At 67.1% G+C, this 16,357-nt stretch carries 19 protein-coding genes; 7 read left to right on the forward strand and 12 right to left on the reverse strand.

Translation table 11 applies throughout. The features are described 5' to 3' along the window. Positions 1-25: 25 nt before the first annotated feature. On the reverse strand, positions 26-262 hold the full coding sequence (locus tag ACU18_RS08370; protein ID WP_050685088.1) for a DUF2630 family protein: 237 nt from the start codon (positions 260-262) through the stop codon (positions 26-28). 80 nt (positions 263-342) lie between these two features. On the opposite strand from ACU18_RS08370, the gene ACU18_RS08375 reads away from it, so the two are divergent. Next, a complete protein-coding gene (locus ACU18_RS08375; protein WP_050685089.1) occupies positions 343-741 on the forward strand; it encodes a DUF3592 domain-containing protein in 399 nt (132 codons plus the stop codon). A gap of 63 nt (positions 742-804) precedes the next feature. Here the strand turns inward: ACU18_RS08375 and ACU18_RS08380 are convergent, their stop codons facing one another. The 4 genes from ACU18_RS08380 to ACU18_RS08395 form a co-directional block, all read right to left on the reverse strand. Further along, a complete protein-coding gene (locus tag ACU18_RS08380; protein ID WP_050685148.1) occupies positions 805-1,098 on the reverse strand; it encodes a DUF202 domain-containing protein in 294 nt (97 codons plus the stop codon). A 124-nt stretch (positions 1,099-1,222) separates the two neighbouring features. Beyond that, positions 1,223-1,663 carry a YidH family protein gene (locus ACU18_RS08385; protein WP_050685090.1) on the reverse strand — a complete coding sequence of 147 codons (441 nt, stop codon included), beginning with the start codon at positions 1,661-1,663 and terminating at the stop codon, positions 1,223-1,225. Further along, positions 1,663-2,859, reverse strand: a complete 1,197-nt coding sequence (gene lhgO, locus ACU18_RS08390) for an L-2-hydroxyglutarate oxidase (protein ID WP_050685091.1) — start codon at positions 2,857-2,859, stop codon at positions 1,663-1,665. Before lhgO ends, ACU18_RS08385 begins: the two co-directional genes overlap by 1 nt. Before the next feature lie 49 nt (positions 2,860-2,908). After that, positions 2,909-3,241, reverse strand: coding sequence for a YnfA family protein (locus tag ACU18_RS08395; RefSeq protein WP_050685149.1), 333 nt, complete (start codon positions 3,239-3,241; stop codon positions 2,909-2,911). A gap of 120 nt (positions 3,242-3,361) precedes the next feature. Between ACU18_RS08395 and ACU18_RS08400 the strand changes: the two genes are divergently transcribed. The 6 genes from ACU18_RS08400 to ACU18_RS08425 all read left to right on the forward strand — a co-directional run bounded on the left by ACU18_RS08400 (position 3,362) and on the right by ACU18_RS08425 (position 9,825). Then, entirely contained in the window at positions 3,362-4,393 is a 1,032-nt protein-coding gene (locus tag ACU18_RS08400; RefSeq protein WP_050685150.1) for an LLM class flavin-dependent oxidoreductase, read from the forward strand. Positions 4,394-4,464: 71 nt separating this feature from the next. Then, complete coding sequence (locus tag ACU18_RS08405; protein ID WP_231686034.1) at positions 4,465-5,055, forward strand: Chromate resistance protein ChrB; 591 nt, start codon at positions 4,465-4,467, stop codon at positions 5,053-5,055. Then, positions 5,052-6,335: an MFS transporter gene (locus ACU18_RS08410; RefSeq protein WP_082178247.1), complete on the forward strand. Its 1,284-nt coding sequence runs from the start codon at positions 5,052-5,054 to the stop codon at positions 6,333-6,335. Before ACU18_RS08405 ends, ACU18_RS08410 begins: the two co-directional genes overlap by 4 nt. Positions 6,336-6,554: 219 nt before the next feature. Continuing rightward, positions 6,555-7,652 carry a ferredoxin reductase gene (locus ACU18_RS08415; RefSeq protein ID WP_050685093.1) on the forward strand — a complete coding sequence of 366 codons (1,098 nt, stop codon included), beginning with the start codon at positions 6,555-6,557 and terminating at the stop codon, positions 7,650-7,652. Positions 7,653-7,665: 13 nt separating this feature from the next. Then, the gene (locus tag ACU18_RS08420; protein WP_050685094.1) at positions 7,666-8,841 is read left to right on the forward strand and encodes a fatty acid desaturase family protein; all 1,176 of its coding nucleotides are present in this window, start codon (positions 7,666-7,668) and stop codon (positions 8,839-8,841) included. Between the two features lie 147 nt (positions 8,842-8,988). Next, on the forward strand, positions 8,989-9,825 hold the full coding sequence (locus tag ACU18_RS08425) for an alpha/beta fold hydrolase (RefSeq protein ID WP_050685095.1): 837 nt from the start codon (positions 8,989-8,991) through the stop codon (positions 9,823-9,825). A gap of 65 nt (positions 9,826-9,890) precedes the next feature. Here ACU18_RS08425 and ACU18_RS08430 read toward each other — a convergent pair whose 3' ends face one another. The 7 genes from ACU18_RS08430 to ACU18_RS08460 form a co-directional block, all read right to left on the reverse strand. After that, on the reverse strand, positions 9,891-11,498 hold the full coding sequence (locus ACU18_RS08430; RefSeq protein WP_050685096.1) for a carbohydrate-binding domain-containing protein: 1,608 nt from the start codon (positions 11,496-11,498) through the stop codon (positions 9,891-9,893). A 37-nt stretch (positions 11,499-11,535) separates the two neighbouring features. Continuing rightward, positions 11,536-12,321, reverse strand: coding sequence for a polyphosphate polymerase domain-containing protein (locus ACU18_RS08435; protein ID WP_050685097.1), 786 nt, complete (start codon positions 12,319-12,321; stop codon positions 11,536-11,538). Further along, positions 12,318-12,992, reverse strand: coding sequence for a DUF4956 domain-containing protein (locus ACU18_RS08440; RefSeq protein WP_082178248.1), 675 nt, complete (start codon positions 12,990-12,992; stop codon positions 12,318-12,320). Before ACU18_RS08440 ends, ACU18_RS08435 begins: the two co-directional genes overlap by 4 nt. Positions 12,993-13,068: 76 nt before the next feature. Then, positions 13,069-14,169 carry a bifunctional glycosyltransferase family 2/GtrA family protein gene (locus ACU18_RS08445; RefSeq protein WP_050685098.1) on the reverse strand — a complete coding sequence of 367 codons (1,101 nt, stop codon included), beginning with the start codon at positions 14,167-14,169 and terminating at the stop codon, positions 13,069-13,071. A 9-nt stretch (positions 14,170-14,178) separates the two neighbouring features. Continuing rightward, positions 14,179-15,159 (reverse strand): phosphodiester glycosidase family protein, encoded by a 981-nt coding sequence (locus ACU18_RS08450; protein ID WP_050685099.1) that lies wholly within the window; start codon positions 15,157-15,159, stop codon positions 14,179-14,181. Between the two features lie 22 nt (positions 15,160-15,181). Beyond that, positions 15,182-15,589 (reverse strand): response regulator transcription factor, encoded by a 408-nt coding sequence (locus tag ACU18_RS08455; protein WP_050685100.1) that lies wholly within the window; start codon positions 15,587-15,589, stop codon positions 15,182-15,184. 128 nt (positions 15,590-15,717) lie between these two features. After that, complete coding sequence (locus ACU18_RS08460; RefSeq protein WP_442853704.1) at positions 15,718-16,356, reverse strand: RraA family protein; 639 nt, start codon at positions 16,354-16,356, stop codon at positions 15,718-15,720. Position 16,357: the final 1 nt, after the last annotated feature.

Raw genomic sequence — 16,357 nt, forward strand, 5'->3', positions numbered from 1 at the left:
GGGTTCCGGTGGGATGCGGCGAAGGCTACTGCTTGTAGCCCTCAACTTCGCTCACGGGCCGGGTCTCGGCGTCGTTCGGGTTCTCGCCCGACTCCGCCTTGGCCCGGCGCTGCCGCAGCAGGTCCCAGCACTGGTCCAGGCTTTCGGCAACCTGGCGGAGCCGCGCCTTGTCCGGGGTGTGGCCGGTGCCGGTGTCGTCCCGGAGGGCATGCTCCTCCTCCACCAGCGCCTGGATTTTCGCCAAAAGATCCTGGTCGTTCACGGTTTCCCCTATCGTTTGGCCGGTCCTGCCCAGCGTACGGAGTCCGGGCGCCACCCGCCAGCCCCTGTACCATCAACAGCATGCCCACTGTGCTTGATATGGCAGGTCCAATCCTGGAAATGCTGACCTGGTTGTGCCTGCCCGTGGGGCTGGGCCTGCTCTTCTATACCGGGATCCTGCGCCGCTTTGTGCATCCCTGGGTGGTGGCCGAGGCTGTGGTGTATTCGGACAGCACCGGCGTGGGTTTCCGCTGGTTCGACCGGAAGTACCAGGTCCACCATGCGCCCATGTCCCCGCATGACATCAAGGACCTGGCCATCGGCGACACCCTGCCCATCTACTACCACCCCAAACGGCCCACGCAGTGGCAGGTCACCGTGCCGGAGGAACCGGCGCGGACCGCCCTGGTCCTGGGGCGCTGCCTGACCGCCATCGGTGCGGTGGCCCTGCTGGCGGGCTTTGTCCTGCCCATGTTTTAGCAGTAACCAGCCAGCAGTCCAGAACCAGGAGTACGACGGCGGCCCGGCAGTTATCTCCGCAGGCTAACCGGCCAGCACCACGCCGACGCCCAGGCCGCCCAGCGCCACGCCGGCAGCTGCCGTCCACAGCACCGCTGCGGCGTCAGCGTCCACCCGCTCCCGGACCAGGCCGCGGGAAAAGGCGCCGTACCGGCGCCGCTGGGTGAGATAAATGGCCGCCGCCGCGGCGGCGGACACGGCAAACATCAGCAGGATGGGCAACCCGTGCTGCGGCAGCCAGCGCAGGAAAATGGCGCTGACGCTCACCAGGGCAAGCACGGTCCGGCCCCAGGCAAGGGTGGTCCGCTCAGGTTGCAGGCCGGGGTCGCCGTGGCCTGAACTGTTAGGGCCTGACCCGTTATGGCTTGAACCATTGTGGCCTGAAGTGCTGTGGCCTGACCCGTTATGGCCGGGTGCTGTGCCTCCCAACGATGACATGGCGTCAGCGCCAGAGGACAAAGGCCAGGACAACGGCGGCTGCCAGGGCGCCTGCCCCCGCCAGCAGCGGCACCACCAGGGGCAAAGGCAGGGGTGCTTTGTTCCGCATGCTCCGCTCCACCCGGAGCCACCGCACTGCTGACCCGGCGCTGAGCAGGATTCCCATCAGCAGCAGGATCATGGCCAGGCCTTTGCGGACCGGAACCACAAAAAGATCCTCGGTGAAGGCCTCGATTGCGATGCCGCCGGCCAGGAGCGCCAGGGAGGTCCGGATCCAGGCCAGGAACGTCCGTTCGTTGGCCAGGGTGAACCGGGGGTCCGGCTCCTCGCCGCCGGGAAGCAGCCGTTCCGCCATCCTGCCGCGCGGTGGATGTGCTGTCGGCGCGGGTTGTGCCCCCGGCCGCCCGCCGGGATCCGGCGCCGCGGACGTGTCCCTGTTGTCCATCACGCTGCCAGCACCGCCTTGCCGGCCAGGTGGGCACCGATGGGAAGGGCGGCAGTGGCCGCAGGCGAGGGCGCGTTCAGCACGTGGATCATCCGCTCCGTTTCAGCAAGAAGGAAATCATGGATCAGGGTGCCGTCCCGGCGGACAGCCTGTGCCCTGATGCCGGCCTCAAACGGCAGCAGGTCGGCTGCGCGCAACCCGGGAGCGTACTTCCGGCATTCCTGGAGGTAACTGGCTTTGAACAAGGAGTTGCGGACCTCACGGACGGCGGTCCCCGCGTGGTTCCGGGCCACCTTCCAGAACCCCGGGAACCGCGCGTAGCGGGCAACGTCCCGGACGTTCACCGAGAACTTGGGGTAGCCCTCCCGCGCCATGCCCAGCACCGCGTTGGGCCCCACCGTTATGGTGCCGGCCACCGTGGGCGTCAGGTGGACCCCCAGGAACGGCAGGGCAGGGTCCGGCACCGGATAGATCAGGTGCCGGACATACCCGGACATGGCAGCCGGAAGCGCAAAGTACTCGCCCCGGAACGGGATGATCTGGACATCGATGTCCATCCCCGCCAGCTCCGCCATCCGGTCGGACTGCAGCCCGGCGCAGGCCACCAGCCGGCGGCAGGTGTAGTCCGCCGTCGCCGTGCCTACATGCACCAGATCCGGATCTTCCCGGATGGAGGTCACTGGTGCGCCGGTGACCACCTGCCCGCCGGCCGCTACCACCAGCTCCGCGAGTTTTTGGGCTACGGCGCGGTAGTCCACAATTCCGGTGTCCGGGAGGAACAGCGCCCCCAGCCCGGTGATGTTCGGCTCCCGGCGGGCCAGTTCCGAGGCGTCGATGCGCTCGCAGGGCAGGCCGTGGATGGCGGCGCGGTCCTCCAGCTGGCCCAGTCGGGCCAGTTCCAGTTCCGAGGTTGCCACCAGCAGTTTGCCCGGTTCCGCGTAGTCGATGCCGTGCTCCCGGCAGAACTCCTTGGTCTGCTGCGCGCCGGCCATGCTGAACCGGGCCTTGAGGCTGTCCGGGGCGTAATAGATGCCGGAATGGATCACCCCGCTGTTGTGGCCGGTCTGGTGGGAGGCCAGTTCCGGTGCCGCTTCGAGCAGCACCAGCGAGGCATCCGGCTGCAGGCGAAGGAGCTGGTACGCGGTGGCCAGGCCCACGATGCCGCCGCCAATGATGCAGTAGTCCGTCCGGGTCACTGGGCCGCCTCTCCGTTTCAGGTTTGAGCCTAGCGCTCCTGTGGTTGACTCAGGCCCCGCTGCGCGGGGCAAACATGATTACCGCGACACCCACTAGGCAAATAATGGACCCGATGATGTCCCACCGGTCCGGACGGAAGCCGTCAAAGGCCATGCCCCAGGCCAGCGACCCGGCCACAAATACCCCGCCGTAAGCTGCAAGGATCCGGCCGAAGTTGGCATCCGGCTGAAGGGTGGCCACAAAGCCGTAAATGCCCAGCGCGATAACGCCCAGCCCGGCCCACCACCAGTCCCTGCCTTCGCGCACCGCCTGCCACACCAGCCAGGCCCCGCCGATTTCCGCGACCGCAGCCAGCAGGAACAGCAACGCCGTTTTTGCCATGGCAGCGGCGTCATTTGTTGTGTCCACCCGGCCATCATGCCAGCTCCGTCCTGGCGGGACGGGGGTGCCCGAACCAGCGGCGCCGGGAATGCGGGGAGGGTGTTCCCGGTTGCTGCAGATATGCAACGAATCGGATTCCTTTCCTTCGGCCATTGGGGCCCCGGCCAGGGCAGCCAGACCCGGAGTGCCGGCGACATGCTGCTGCAGGGCATCGACCTGGCCGTGGCCGCGGAGGAACTGGGCGTGGACGGCGCCTTCTTCCGGGTCCACCACTTCGCCCGGCAGCAGTCCTCGCCGTTTCCCCTGCTGGCCGCCATCGCCGCCCGCACCAGCCGGATCGCCATCGGCACCGGCGTGATTGACATGCGCTACGAGAATCCGCTGTACATGGCGGAGGAAGCTGCCGCCACGGACCTCATCAGCAGGAACCGGCTGCAGCTGGGCATCAGCCGTGGTTCACCTGAGCCGGCCCTCAACGGCGCTGCGGCCTTTGGCTACCGCCCGCAGGCGGGGGAGACCGATGAAGACATGGCCCACCAGCACACCGACCTCTTCCGATCGGCCATCAGCGGGGCAGGCGTGGCCAACGCCGATCCCAGATTTGCCGCCACCACCGGGCTGCTCCCCGTCCAACCGCAGTCGCCCGGACTCGGCGAGCGGATCTGGTGGGGCGCAGGCTCCCGCAAGTCAGCCGTGCGCGCTGCCGAGCAGGGCATGAACCTGATGAGCTCCACCCTGCTCACCGAGGACACCGGCGTGCCCTTCCACGAGTTGCAGGCTGAACAGATCCGGTTGTTCCGGGACGCCTGGGCCGCCGCCGGGCATTCCTTCACGCCCCAGGTGTCGGTGAGCCGCAGCATCCTGCCCATTGTGGACGCCGAAGACGCCCGCTACTTTGCCGGCAGCGCGCTGCGTGAAGGCCGGGACCAGGTGGGCGTCATTGACGGGCTGACGGCGCGGTTCGGTAAAAGCTATGTGGGTGAACCGGACGCCTTGGCACGCGAACTCGCCGCCGACTCCGCCGTCCAGGCCGCTGACCTGCTCCTGTTGACGGTCCCCAACCAGCTGGGTGTGGACTTCAACGCAAAACTTCTGGGAAACATCGCCCGGCATATCGCCCCGTCCCTGGGATGGCAGCCCGGGCGCGCCTGAGATGCTGTCCCGGCGCCCGCCGATGCAAGTCGATCCATAACCAGTTTGTAACAGCAGTTACACTTTCCTATGTGACTAATGATCCTGACTGGCTGCTGTTGATGGTGCAGATTCCGGCGCAGCCGTCCAAGCACCGGGTGTCTGTGTGGCGGCAGCTGCGCAAAACGGGAGCGGTGCCTGTATCGCCCGGACTGTGGACGTTGCCTGCGGTCCCGGTGTTTGAAGCCGGTATCGAGCGGGCCAGGGACCTCTGCGGCCAGGGCAACGGCACGTTCGCCGTCGTGACGGTCTCGCCCAGGGATCTTTCGTCGGCTGACCTGTTCAGAACCCTGTTCCGCGCCGCCCGCGCCGAGGAGTGGGCTGAATTCATCGGCGACTGCTTTAAGTTCGGGCAGGAGATCGCCAAAGAGATCGAGAAGGAAAAATTCACCTTCGCCGAGCTCGAAGAGGAAGAGCAAAGCCTGGACCGTTTGCGCCGCTGGTACCGCGAACTCAAGAAGCGGGACGTGTTGGAGCTCTCCGAAGCCCAGGACGCCGAGCAAAAGTTGCGGGCATGCAGCAACCTCCTCGACGGCTTCGCTGACCGGGTCTATAAAACGGTCCACGCCACCGCTGAGGACCAGGACGTGGCCGGGACCTCAGAAAAAGAGGCAGCGGGATGAGCCGGCGGCGAAACGCGGCGGCGGACACCCAGCCCGGCGCCGGGCAGGAACACCCGTCGTTGCGGGTCCTCGCGCCCCTTTATGGAGCCGGGTTCACCACCGCGTTCGGGGCCCACAGCATAGCCGCGGGATTGGGCGTGGAGGGGGGAAACATCGGCCTGAGCCTGCTGACCTTCGGTATTCTTCTGGCCCTCTATGACGTCGCAGAGGTCTTTTTGAAACCAGTCTTCGGCTCGCTGAGCGACAGGATCGGCGTCAAACCGGTGATCGTGGGCGGCCTCATCGCCTTCAGCGCCGCGTCACTCATCGGCGCTTTTGCCACCGGTCCCGCACTGCTGGCCCTCGCCCGCCTTGGCCAGGGCGCGGCAGCGTCCGCATTCTCGCCCGCGTCCTCCGCCGCCGTCGCCAGGCTTGCAGGTCCCGCTGCGGCCGGACGCTACTTTGGCCGCTACGGTTCCTGGAAGGGAATGGGATACGTCCTTGGCCCGCTCCTTGGCGCAGGGCTGATCTGGGCCGGCGGCTTCCCCGCACTGTTCATCACACTCGCCGTGTGCTCGGCAGCGACAGCCATCTGGACCCTTGCCGCCCTGCCCGGACTTCCGCCGCTGCCGCGTCCGCGCTACACCCTGGCTGATCTCCTTCGCCAGAGCACGGACCGCGGATTCCTGGTACCCACAATGGTCCTGGCGGGAGCCACGGGCGCTTTGGGGGTCGCCGTCGGCTTCCTGCCCCTGCTTGGCAACTCCATGGACCTGCCCGTCCCCGTCAGCATGGGTGCCGTTGCCGTCCTGGCGCTCTCATCGACGCTCACCCAACCCGTCATCGGCCGTTTCCGTGATGAAGGGCGGATTGTTCCCCGGACCGGCATGGCGGCTGCGCTGGCTTTGATCGCCATGGGAATCATCATCCTCGCCCTTGCACCACAGCCTTTCACGCTGTACCCCGCCGCAGCGCTCATCGGACTGGGCATCGGCGTCGCCACGCCCCTGGGCTTCGCCCATCTTGCAGCGAACACTCCGCACGAACGGATGGGCCGGACCATGGGCACGGCCGAACTGGGCCGGGAACTGGGCGACGCAGCAGGCCCGCTGATCGTCGGCGGCATCGCGACCATCGCCGGTATCGCGGCCGGACTCGGCTTCCTGGCGGCACTGCTTGCCGCGGCCGCTGCCACCTGCTTCGTTGCGTTGCGCCTCACCGGTACAGCCAGGATGGCGGCCGAAACGACTAAAGCTGACTCCTCTTCAGTTACCCTCCGGAATTCGCGGAAACGCACCTGAACTGCAGTGACGCAGGCCCCGGACGGATCAGCAAAAAGTAAAACCCGGCAGGACCGGCCGTTCCTGCCGCCAGAAACTCCCCCCGCGGAACCATTGGGCTGCCCCAGCCGTTACTCTTAAAGTGCGGCTTGGGGGCTTAGCGCCCCAACAGCGTGACTGCGGAACGGTCATATGACGGAATGAGAGAAATATGGCTCGCGCCGCTCTAGGATTTAACGCATGATCCGGCTACGACAACTCGCGCAGGCGGCCTCGGTGATCACCACACCGCTGGCCCCCGAGGACATCCTTGCCCTCTTCAACCCTGTCTTCTCTGCCCGGCAACTCCGTGGCGTTGTGACAAGGGTGGTCCAGGAGACCGCCCAGTCCGCCACCATCTTCTTCCGCCCCGGCCGCGGCTGGCAGTCGCACCTGGCAGGCCAGTGGGCCCGCATCGGAGTGGAACTCGACGGCGTCCGCCACTGGCGCTCCTATTCCCTCAGCGCCGCAGCCGGCAAAGATCCTGCCATCACCGTCACGGACGTCGGAGCAGTATCGGGCACCCTGGTGCGCACCACCCGGCCCGGCGACGTCCTCTTCCTGGCGCCGCCGCAGGGCGACTTCGTCCTCCCCGAGCACCCGCGTCCCCTCCTGATGGTCACCGCGGGAAGCGGCATCACTCCGGTGATGTCCATGATCCGGACCCTTGTGCCGCGGCGTCCGGATGCCGACGTTGTGCTGGTTCATTCAGCGCGTACGCCGGGAGACAGCCTGTTCCGCGAGGAACTCGCCGAACTTGCGGACCAGTTCCCCAACTTCCGGCTGGCGCACTGGTTCACCGGCGAGCAGGGCCGCATGGACCTGACCAGCACCTCCCAGCTGGACGAGATCTGCCCGGACTGGAAGGAACGCGCAGCGTATGCCTGCGGCCCGGACAGCTTCCTGGACGACGCCGAGGACCTCTGGAAGCGCGCGCTGCTGACCACCGCGGCGCCCGGCACGGACGTGGCAGTGGCCGGCAGCGCCGGCAACCTCATGATCGAACGCTTCAACACCACCTTCGCCGGCGGCGTGGGATTCGACGGCGGCCTGGTCACCTTCGAAGCCTCGGACCGGGAAGTGGAAGCTGACGGCGATACCCCCATCCTGGACATCGGCGAGGACGCAGGGGTGCTGATGCCCAGCGGCTGCCGGATGGGCATCTGCCACAGCTGCCTGACCCCCCTCCTGGCCGGACAGGTCCGGGACCTCCGCACCGGCGAGGTCCATGGCGAGCCCGGCCAACTTATCCAAACGTGTGTCTCGGCAGCCGCCGGACCCGTCAACCTCGAACTCTGAGGAGCATCAAGGTATGTCTGTAATTTCACCCACCAAAGCCACTCCCACCGAGAGCCCGCGAACGCGCCCCGGGAAGTTGGCGGAATCCGGCAGCCCCACCGTCCGGCCACCCGCCGCTGCCCACCTCAGCGACGAGCAGGTGGCCGAGCTGGGCCGCGAGCTGGACGCCATCCGCGACGAGATCCTGGGCAAGCGGGGCGCCGCCGACGCCGCCTACATCCGCCGCATGATCAAAATCCAGCGTGGCCTGGAGATTTCCGGCCGCGCCGCGCTCCTGGTCAGCAAAAACAAGGCAGCGTGGGTCACCGGAACCACGCTGCTGAGCCTGGCCAAGATCCTGGAAAACATGGAACTGGGCCACAACATCCTGCACGGCCAGTGGGACTGGATGCGGGACCCGGACATCCACTCCACCACCTGGGAGTGGGACTTCGTTACCCCCTCACGCTCGTGGCAGCACACCCACAACGACCTCCACCACCGCTGGACCAACGTGGTGGGCAAGGACAACGACGTCGGATACAACCTCCTGCGTATGGATGAGAACCAGCCGTGGAAGCCGATCAACCTGGCCAACCCGTTGTTCAACGCCATCCTGGCCCCCATCTTCGAATGGGGCATCGCCGTCTATGACCTTGAGCTGACCGAGTACAAGGCGGGGCTCAAGTCCAAGGAAGCGCTGAACAAGGACCTCAAGGCCCTGGGCAAAAAGGTCATCACGCAGTTCACCAAGGACTACGCCGCCACCCCGGCAGTGGCCATGCTCACCGGCTCCGCCAAGCAGGCACTGTTGGGCACCATCACTGCCAATGCGGTCCGCAACGTCTGGGCGCATGCGGTCATCTTCTGCGGCCACTTCCCCGAAGGCACCGACACCTTCACCGAGGAAATGGTGGAAGGCGAAACCCGGGGTGACTGGTACGTCCGCCAGATGATCGGCTCCGCCAACATCTCAGGTTCAAAGTTCATGCACCTGATGACCGGCAACCTGTCCCACCAGATCGAGCACCACCTCTTCCCGGACCTGCCCTCCAACAGGTACGCCGAAGTGGCTCCCCGGGTCCGCGAGATCTGCCAGCGCTACGGCCTGAAGTACACCACCGGCCCGCTGCTGAAGCAGGTTGGCTCCTCCTGGGCCAAGGTCTTCAAGCTGGCCCTTCCGGGCAAGCCGGCCACTGCCCAGGCGTAACCCCTTTTCGAAAGCACCCCCGGCGGATCACGCCGGGGGTGCTTTTGTTTCTGCCGGTTCAGTGAAACCGGCCGCGCAACCGTCCTAGAGTGGAAACTGCGGGTACCGGAGGACCGGTGACCGCCGTCCCTCCCGAAAGGACTGCCCATGGCACTTATCAAAGTTGGCACCGAGAACAGCACCGACATCGAGTTGTACTACGAGGACCACGGCGCGGGACAGCCCGTGGTCCTGATCCACGGCTACCCGCTGGACGGCTCCTCGTGGGAGAAGCAGACGGCTGCCCTGCTGGCCGCAGGCTACCGCGTCATCACCTACGACCGCCGCGGCTTCGGCAAGTCCAGCAAACCCACCGAAGGCTACGACTATGACACCTTCGCCGCGGACCTCAACACCCTCCTGACCAGCCTGGACCTCAGTGATGTTGTCCTGGTGGGCTTCTCCATGGGCACCGGGGAGGTGGGCCGCTACCTGGGCACCTACGGCTCGGCCCGCGTGGCCAAGGCGGCGTTCCTGGGTTCCCTGGAACCGTACCTGCTGCAAACCGATGACAACCCCGGCGGTGTTCCGCAGGAAGTCTTCGATGGTCTCAAGGAAGCCGTCACCGTAGACAGGTACGCCTTCTTCACGGAATTCTTCAAGAACTTCTACAACGCCGACACGTTCCTGGGCACGCCCCGGCTCAGCCAGGAAGTCATCGACGCCGGCTGGAACCTTGCTGCCGGCGCCAGCGCCACCGCGTCCGTGGCGGCCCAGCCCACGTGGCTGACCGACTTCCGGGCCGACATTCCCAAAATCGACGTCCCGGCCCTGATTGTGCACGGCACCGCAGACAACATCCTGCCCATCGACTCCACCGGACGCCTGTTCGCGAAGGCCCTGCCCAGCGCCGACTACGTGGAAATCGAAGGTGCCCCGCACGGCCTGCTGTGGACGCACGCGGCAGAGGTGAACGAGGCCCTGCTCGGGTTCCTGGCCAAGTAGGCCCTTAACGCACTGAAACGGGTGGCAGCGGAAGTCCGCTGCCACCCGTTCCATGTGGTGGCCAGTTACATCCGGCCGCCACCCATCCCGCCCATGCCGCCCGGGCCCTGCGCCGCCGTGTATTCGCCGGCGGTCACGGTGCCGGCGCTGGAGGCGCCGTCCAGGGTCCCTTCGCCGAGGCCCGCGCTGACGGTGGCAGTTCCGCCGGTGTACACGGTGTACTCCGCCCCCGCCGTGATGGCCGCCGACGAGAACACCAGCGACTGCGTTGCCTTGGTGGTGACGAAGGCCGCCACCACGGTGCCGGAGGAGTCGGCGAGCTGGATCACGGTGCCCGCTGACACCGTGGAATCCAGGGCAACCTGGACTCCCGACTGGGTGGAGGTGTTGCCCGGGGTTACCACCATCCCGGCGCTGCCGGCGGCGGCAACGGTACCCCCGGTCACGGCCAGTTCGCCGTTGACGTCCAGCGCGCCGTTGCCGCTGTTTGTGGGGCCGTTGACGATCACGGTGCCGCCGGAGATGGACGCGTTGCCGTTGGAATCCAGGCCGTCACCCTGGGCGTTGATTGTCAGCAGGCCGCCGGTCACCTCCACGGTGTAGTCGCCCACCGTCTCGCCGCCGCCCATTCCGCCGCCCATGCCGCCTTGCGCCGTGCCCGTGGTGGAGCTGCCGCCCGAGGCGTTCACGCCGTCGTCGTTCGAGGTGACGGTGGCCGTGCCGCCCGCTATCACGATGTGCTGTGCCTCGAGGCCTTCCTCCGACTCCGTCACGGTGGTGGTACCGGCCGCGATGGTGAGGGTGTTGAAGGCCTTGACGCCGTCGTCGGCCGCTGAAACGGTCAGGGTGCCGCCGTTGATGAGGACCCAGCCGCGGCCTTCGTCTGTGTCGTTGTCGCTTTTGAAGCCGTCGTCGCCCGCGGTGACCTGGTAGGCGCCGTCGAGGAGGACGGCGTAGTCCTTGCCCACAATCCCGTCATCCGCTGCCTTAATCGTGACGTTGCCGGCCGCCAGGACCAGGCCGTCCTTGCTGGCGATCCCGTCGTTGTAGTTACCGTCCACCGTCAGCGCTCCGGTGCCGGCGATGGTTAGATCGGCCATGGAGTACAGCGCCGCGTTGGGGGCGTCCGTGCCCTGGTCCGTGTAGCTGGTGGCGTCGCTGAGCGCGTTGTTGGTGCCGTCCTCGAGGAACACGATGGCCTCGTCGGCGCTCTGGACCACAAACGGGGAACCGGTGGAGCTGGTGATGTCCGCGCCGGCCAGGATGATCCGGACGGTGTCCTCCTCGCCGGCAGCGACCACCACCTGGCCGTCGGAAAGGGAACCGCTGAGGCGGTAGGTGCCGGCGGCGGTGATGGTCACCGTATCGCCATCCACTGTGACCGCGTCCGACGTTGTGCCGCCGGCCACGGCACTGGCACCGTCCGCCAGCGTGACGGCTACTTCGCTGGCTGCGTCCCAGGTGAGGTCGTCGGCGTCGTAGTGGGTGTCCTCAGCCAGGGTGTCCAGCGAAACGGCCTGCGCCGTCCCTGTAGTGGCCGTGGAACTGCTGCCGGTGGTGGCGCCGCTGACGGACGACACCCCGGTGGGGGTGGTCGCGGCCACTGAGCAGCCTGCCAGGCCGATCGCGGCGGCGAGGGCTGCAACGGAGAGGTATGAACGGAAGCTTTTCATGGTGAAGGTCCTTAGGGGAAGAAAGAGAGTGGGAGGGTCAGGCTGCGGGCTGGAGGTTCAGCGAGCGGCGAAGCGTCCGGTGCCAGCGGTTGGCCGGCAGGTCCGCCTGCAGGGCAGCCATGCCGGTGGCGAACTTTGAAATGCGGGACGGCCGGATGCCGTGGGCCCAGAGGTGCCGGTCCAGCGGGCCGGCAGTGGAACCGGATTTTGTCTCAAGGATGATCGCGTCGGTAAGGACCCAGGACCGGCGGGCCGGCCGCTGCCAGGTCACCCCGGTATCGATCGTGGCCCGGCTGCCGGAGCCCGGCAGGAACAACGTGGTGCGGTGGTATCTGGTTTCCAGGACAGGCGCAAGGGTGCCGGCAGGAACGGTGCCGACGGCGGCGGACAGGGTTTCGCGGACGTAGTCCAGGCCTTCCTCGGTGAGGCGGTCCCGGTCCGCCAGGCGGTACGGGATGCGTTCCTTGACGGTGGCTTCCCGGGCGCCCTCGGTTTTGACTTCCAGGAAGCTGATGCCGCTGTCCACGTAGGTGCGGGTGCGGATCTTGTAGCGCCGGCGGCGGCCGTGGGCCGCCAGCAGGTAGCTGTCCAGGGCTGCGGTGTCGAAGTAGACCGAGTCGTAGGCGAAGCTGCGGGCGCCGTCCATTTCCAGGACGCGGACCTCGTGGCTGAAGGTGGCCAGCAGGTGGCGGGCCACGGCTGTGGGGACCACGTATTTCCGGTCCACCCGGGTCTGGAGGGCGGCTTCGGCGTTGAGCTCTTCGAGTCCCACCGCGGGCAGGAGGTGCAGGTTGTCCATGAGGACGGCAGCCAGGGTGCTCATGCCGCACCGGTCCCGGCGTGTGCCGCGGCGGGGACGGCCTCGCTGGCGGCGGCCTGCTGGGAGGAAACGGCCTGCCGGGCGGGGTAGATGGGCTCGACGACGGACGCCGGCACCGCAGGCCAGGTTGCCGGCACGTAAGCGTAGCGGACGTCCACAATGGTTTTGTCGTTCACCAGGTCCAGTTCCTGGACAGTGGCGGAGTGGACCTTGCCGTGCAGGACTGCTTCCAGCCGGGCGAAGAGCTCGCTGTCCTCGGCGATGGCGCGGTCCAGGATCACGCTCTGGTGCCGGTGGGCGGGGAGCACGCGGGGGTGGTCGCCCACAAACATCACCAGCAGGATCAGGGCCATCAGCGAGACGGTCAGCCACAGGGGTTCGATGCCGAGTCCGGCGATCAGGCCCAGGGCCAGGGCCGAGAAGTAGTAGGCCACCTCATGCTGGGCCAGTTCGGTGGACCGGAGCCGGATGATGGAGAGGACCCCGAAGAGTCCCAGCCCCAGGCCCAGGCTCGCTGCCGAGCCGGAGAGGGCGGTGGCAACGGCCAGGACGCCGACGTTCATGCCCAGGTACGACACCACCAGGTCCCGGCGGCGGTGCCGGCGGAGGTAGAGGGCGAAGGTCAGGAGGCTGATGGCGGCAAGGTCTGCCAGGATAAAAATCAGGGGGTTCATGGGATTCTCCGGGTGGGTTCTCGGTGGGCTGGTAACTACGATGCCGGGCAATACTGTGCCGCTGCTGTGACGGAACCTAGCCGGATATATGAGTGCAGGCTGGTGCTGCGCTGGACGTCCGGTCAACGGGGGCTGCGGCGCTTTTGCCGGCGAACAGGTAGCGCTGCTGCACCGTGAAACTGATGGCGAGCAGGGCGATCTCGGCCAGGATCTTGGCGGGAAGCGGGTGGATCCCGCCGGCCTCCAGTGCCCAGATCAGGCCGACATTGGCGGCGAGCAGCACAGTTACCAGGCCGAAGTAGCGCAGGCCGGTGGACCCGGCAGGCTTCTCCCCGCCGTGCCTGAACACCAGGCGCCGGTTGACCATGAAGTTCACTGCCGAACTGACCGCGCGGGCACCCAGCACCGCCAGGAGCAGCGAGTCGACCAGCACGGTCAGGACCAGGAACACCACGGTGTCCACCAGGAACGCGGCGAAGGACGATGCCAGGAACTTGAGAATCGGGGCGTAAATCCGGACCGAATCGGCAAGCGGCCTGAAATGCGAGCCGGAATTGTGGTCCAGGTACACCGTGGCGATCTCCACCGATTGCAGGGCGTAACCTGCGTGCCGGGCCTCCAGCAGCAGGTTCAGCTCGTATTCATACCTGTCACCGCGGACGGTCAGCAGCCACGGAAGCATCGCTGCGGGGTAGCCGCGGAGCCCGGTCTGGGTATCCGGGATGCGCTCGCCGGTGGCCAGGGTAAAGAGGGCCTTGGTGGCTTCGTTGCCGAACCGGCTGCGGGCGGGCACCTCGCCGGTGAAGTTCCGGCTGCCCAGCACCATGGTGGCCTGGCCCCATGGCGCGGACCTGTTCTGCTGCAGCGTGTTGGCTACTTTCAGGATGTCGTTGGCCCGGTGCTGGCCGTCGCTGTCGGCGCAGACCACGTCGTGGCCGGGAAGGTTTTCCGCCACAAAACCGAAGCCGGTACGCAACGCGAACCCCTTCCCCCGGTTGCGGCCGTAACCGATGACGTGGCACCCGAGTGCCCTGACGGCGTCGAACACGTCCTTGTACGCCGGGCCGCTGCCGTCATCCACCACCACCACGGGGGCGAACGGCTCGGCGTCGCGGAGGGTGCGGATCAGGTCAGGCAGCTGGCCGTCCGGCTCGTAGGCGGGAATGAGGATGATCATGGCCCGGCCCTAGCCTGCGATGTAGAGGATGTCGGAGGTGCCGCGCTCTTTGTTTTCGCCCAGCGGATTGTTGACCAGGGAGCCGTTGAAATACATGGTGGACGACCCGCCGCCGTCGATGTTGTACGCGGTGGTGGCGCCGAGGCCCTGCATGATTTCAGCTAGACCGGTCATGGTGACGCCGGCGCTGTAGCCTGGGCTGCGGCCGTCCACCACCACAAACACCAGATGGTTCCCGTCAATGACGCCGACGGCGGTGCGGGGCTGTTCGCCCTGGATGGAGTGGTTGCCGAAGTTGGTGTCCACCTCCACGTCCTCGATGCCCGCGGCCACTTCGCCGTTGTCCAGGAGAGACGGGCCGAAGGAGAGGGTGTTCCAGACGCCGTCGGCAATCAGCTGGTCGGCGGTGGTGGTGGTCTCGTCGTAGACCTTGACGGTGCCGTCGCGGTAGAACGCCAGTCCTTGCCGGGCGCCTTCGTCGCGGAACACCACGCCGTTGCGGATCACGATGCCGGTGTCCCGGAAGCCGTAATAGTCGCCGTTGATAGCGAAGACGGCATTGTTGTCCGCGGCGATGGCGGAGGTGGTTTCGGTGATGTTTTCACCGAAGCTGTTGTTGGCGAAGGCGGATTGGAGGGTGGTGGCGTCATCGAGGACGACGTCGGCCACGTAGTAGGTGACGGTGCTGTCGCCGGTTCCGGTGGTCACCGTGGAGATGCTGATGTTGGTGTCGCCGGCGGAGTAGGACGTGTCAGTGGTGACGGCGGTGGCCGCAGCATCGGCGGCGGTGTCCGCGGTGGTGGTGCCGGCGGCGCTGTTCTGGCTTGCCTCGTACGCGGAGACGTCTGCGATGGCCACGTGCTGGACCACAAAGCGGTCCAGGGCCCAGGCGGTGGCGCCGCCGGCCGAAAGCGTGAGGGCTACAGACCCTGCAATGACGGCCCGCCTGAGGCGGCCCGGCCTACGTGTTGGTTTGTGCTGAGGAGTCATTCCTCATTTTTAGGCGGCCAAGTTAGGAAGCTGATTTGCCGGATATGTGCGGGGCCTGTGAAACCGGATCGGGGCACAGCTGCAGTGCCATGATCTGGAGCTCCGCGGGCCGGAACGGTTTGGTCAGGTATGCGTCAGCGCCGGATGCCATGCCTGCAAGGATGTCGTCACTTTCGGACCTGGCGGTGAGGAACAGCAGCGGCGCTTTGCTCAGGGCCCTGATCGCCCGGGCCACCACGTGCCCGTCCATGTCCGGCAGGCCCATGTCCAGGGTGATCAGGGCGACGGCGGGATCCGCTGCCGCGGCGATGCCGGCGGCGCCGGTGGCCACGGCCCGGACCTCGAACCCGGCGCGGCCCAGGACCAGGGTGATAAGTCCCCTGATGTCGTCATTGTCCTCGATGACGAGGCAGATGCGTTGCTGTTTCATGAGGCCCCCCGGCAAGATTTTGCACCAGTCTACCGGTGGAAGGTGCCCGTATGGTGTTACGTCCCGCGTCTTGACGTGGTGCTGGCCGGAGCTCCCTGCGGGCGCCGGCCAGCACTGCGTGCCGGTGGTTAGCTGGCGGCGCCGGCGAAGGCTGTGCGTTTGGCTTCCTCGCGGGCTTCGATGGCTTCCGCCTGGGCGAGGACCTGCTCCGCATCGTCCCGGCGGACCACCACCACGCCGTCGGCGTCGGCGATGACCAGGTCGCCGGGTGCCACCACGACGCCGTCGATCGCCACCGGGATCTGCAGCCGGCCCGGGCCGAACTTGTAGGGTCCGGCAGGGGTAACGGAGCGGGCGAAGACCGGCAGCCCGCATTCGGCCAGGGCATCGGCATCGCGGACGGCGCCGTCGATCACGAAGCCGGCCACGCCTTGGTTCCGGGCGCGGATGCCGATCATGTCGCCGATGAGGGCGCGGGACTGGTCGCCGCCACCGTTGACCACAATCACATCGCCCGGCTGCACTTCTTCGAGCGCCTTGTGGATGTAGAGGTTGTCCCCGGGCCTGGTCCACACCGTGTAGGCGGGCCCGGCCAGCCTGGCGCCGGGCCAGGAGGGTGAGAGGGCCGAGGCCACGCCGATCCGTTCCTGGGCGTCGCTGATGTTGGCGGCGGGAATGGCCGCCAGTCGCTGCACCAGTTCAGCGGTGGACAGGGGAGAGCTGAGGTCTGCCTGCATGGTATCGCCGGCCTTTCTGGAGGAGTCCACG

The sequence above is a fragment of the Arthrobacter sp. ZBG10 genome (assembly GCF_001238605.1).
GTDB lineage: Bacteria > Actinomycetota > Actinomycetes > Actinomycetales > Micrococcaceae > Arthrobacter.

Bases quoted from the DNA above. Each gene is read 5' to 3' on its own strand.
- ACU18_RS08395 (WP_050685149.1), bottom strand. From the start codon at position 3,241: ATGGCAAAAACGGCGTTGCTGTTCCTGCTGGCTGCGGTCGCGGAAATC.
- ACU18_RS08425 (WP_050685095.1), top strand. From the start codon at position 8,989: ATGGCACTTATCAAAGTTGGCACCGAGAACAGCACCGACATCGAGTTG.
- ACU18_RS08445 (WP_050685098.1), bottom strand. From the start codon at position 14,169: ATGATCATCCTCATTCCCGCCTACGAGCCGGACGGCCAGCTGCCTGAC.
- ACU18_RS08420 (WP_050685094.1), top strand. From the start codon at position 7,666: ATGTCTGTAATTTCACCCACCAAAGCCACTCCCACCGAGAGCCCGCGA.
- ACU18_RS08415 (WP_050685093.1), top strand. From the start codon at position 6,555: ATGATCCGGCTACGACAACTCGCGCAGGCGGCCTCGGTGATCACCACA.
- ACU18_RS08385 (WP_050685090.1), bottom strand. From the start codon at position 1,663: ATGGACAACAGGGACACGTCCGCGGCGCCGGATCCCGGCGGGCGGCCG.
- ACU18_RS08450 (WP_050685099.1), bottom strand. From the start codon at position 15,159: ATGACTCCTCAGCACAAACCAACACGTAGGCCGGGCCGCCTCAGGCGG.
- ACU18_RS08455 (WP_050685100.1), bottom strand. From the start codon at position 15,589: ATGAAACAGCAACGCATCTGCCTCGTCATCGAGGACAATGACGACATC.
- ACU18_RS08440 (WP_082178248.1), bottom strand. From the start codon at position 12,992: ATGAACCCCCTGATTTTTATCCTGGCAGACCTTGCCGCCATCAGCCTC.
- ACU18_RS08410 (WP_082178247.1), top strand. From the start codon at position 5,052: ATGAGCCGGCGGCGAAACGCGGCGGCGGACACCCAGCCCGGCGCCGGG.
- ACU18_RS08375 (WP_050685089.1), top strand. From the start codon at position 343: ATGCCCACTGTGCTTGATATGGCAGGTCCAATCCTGGAAATGCTGACC.
- ACU18_RS08435 (WP_050685097.1), bottom strand. From the start codon at position 12,321: ATGAGCACCCTGGCTGCCGTCCTCATGGACAACCTGCACCTCCTGCCC.
- ACU18_RS08430 (WP_050685096.1), bottom strand. From the start codon at position 11,498: ATGAAAAGCTTCCGTTCATACCTCTCCGTTGCAGCCCTCGCCGCCGCG.
- ACU18_RS08400 (WP_050685150.1), top strand. From the start codon at position 3,362: ATGCAACGAATCGGATTCCTTTCCTTCGGCCATTGGGGCCCCGGCCAG.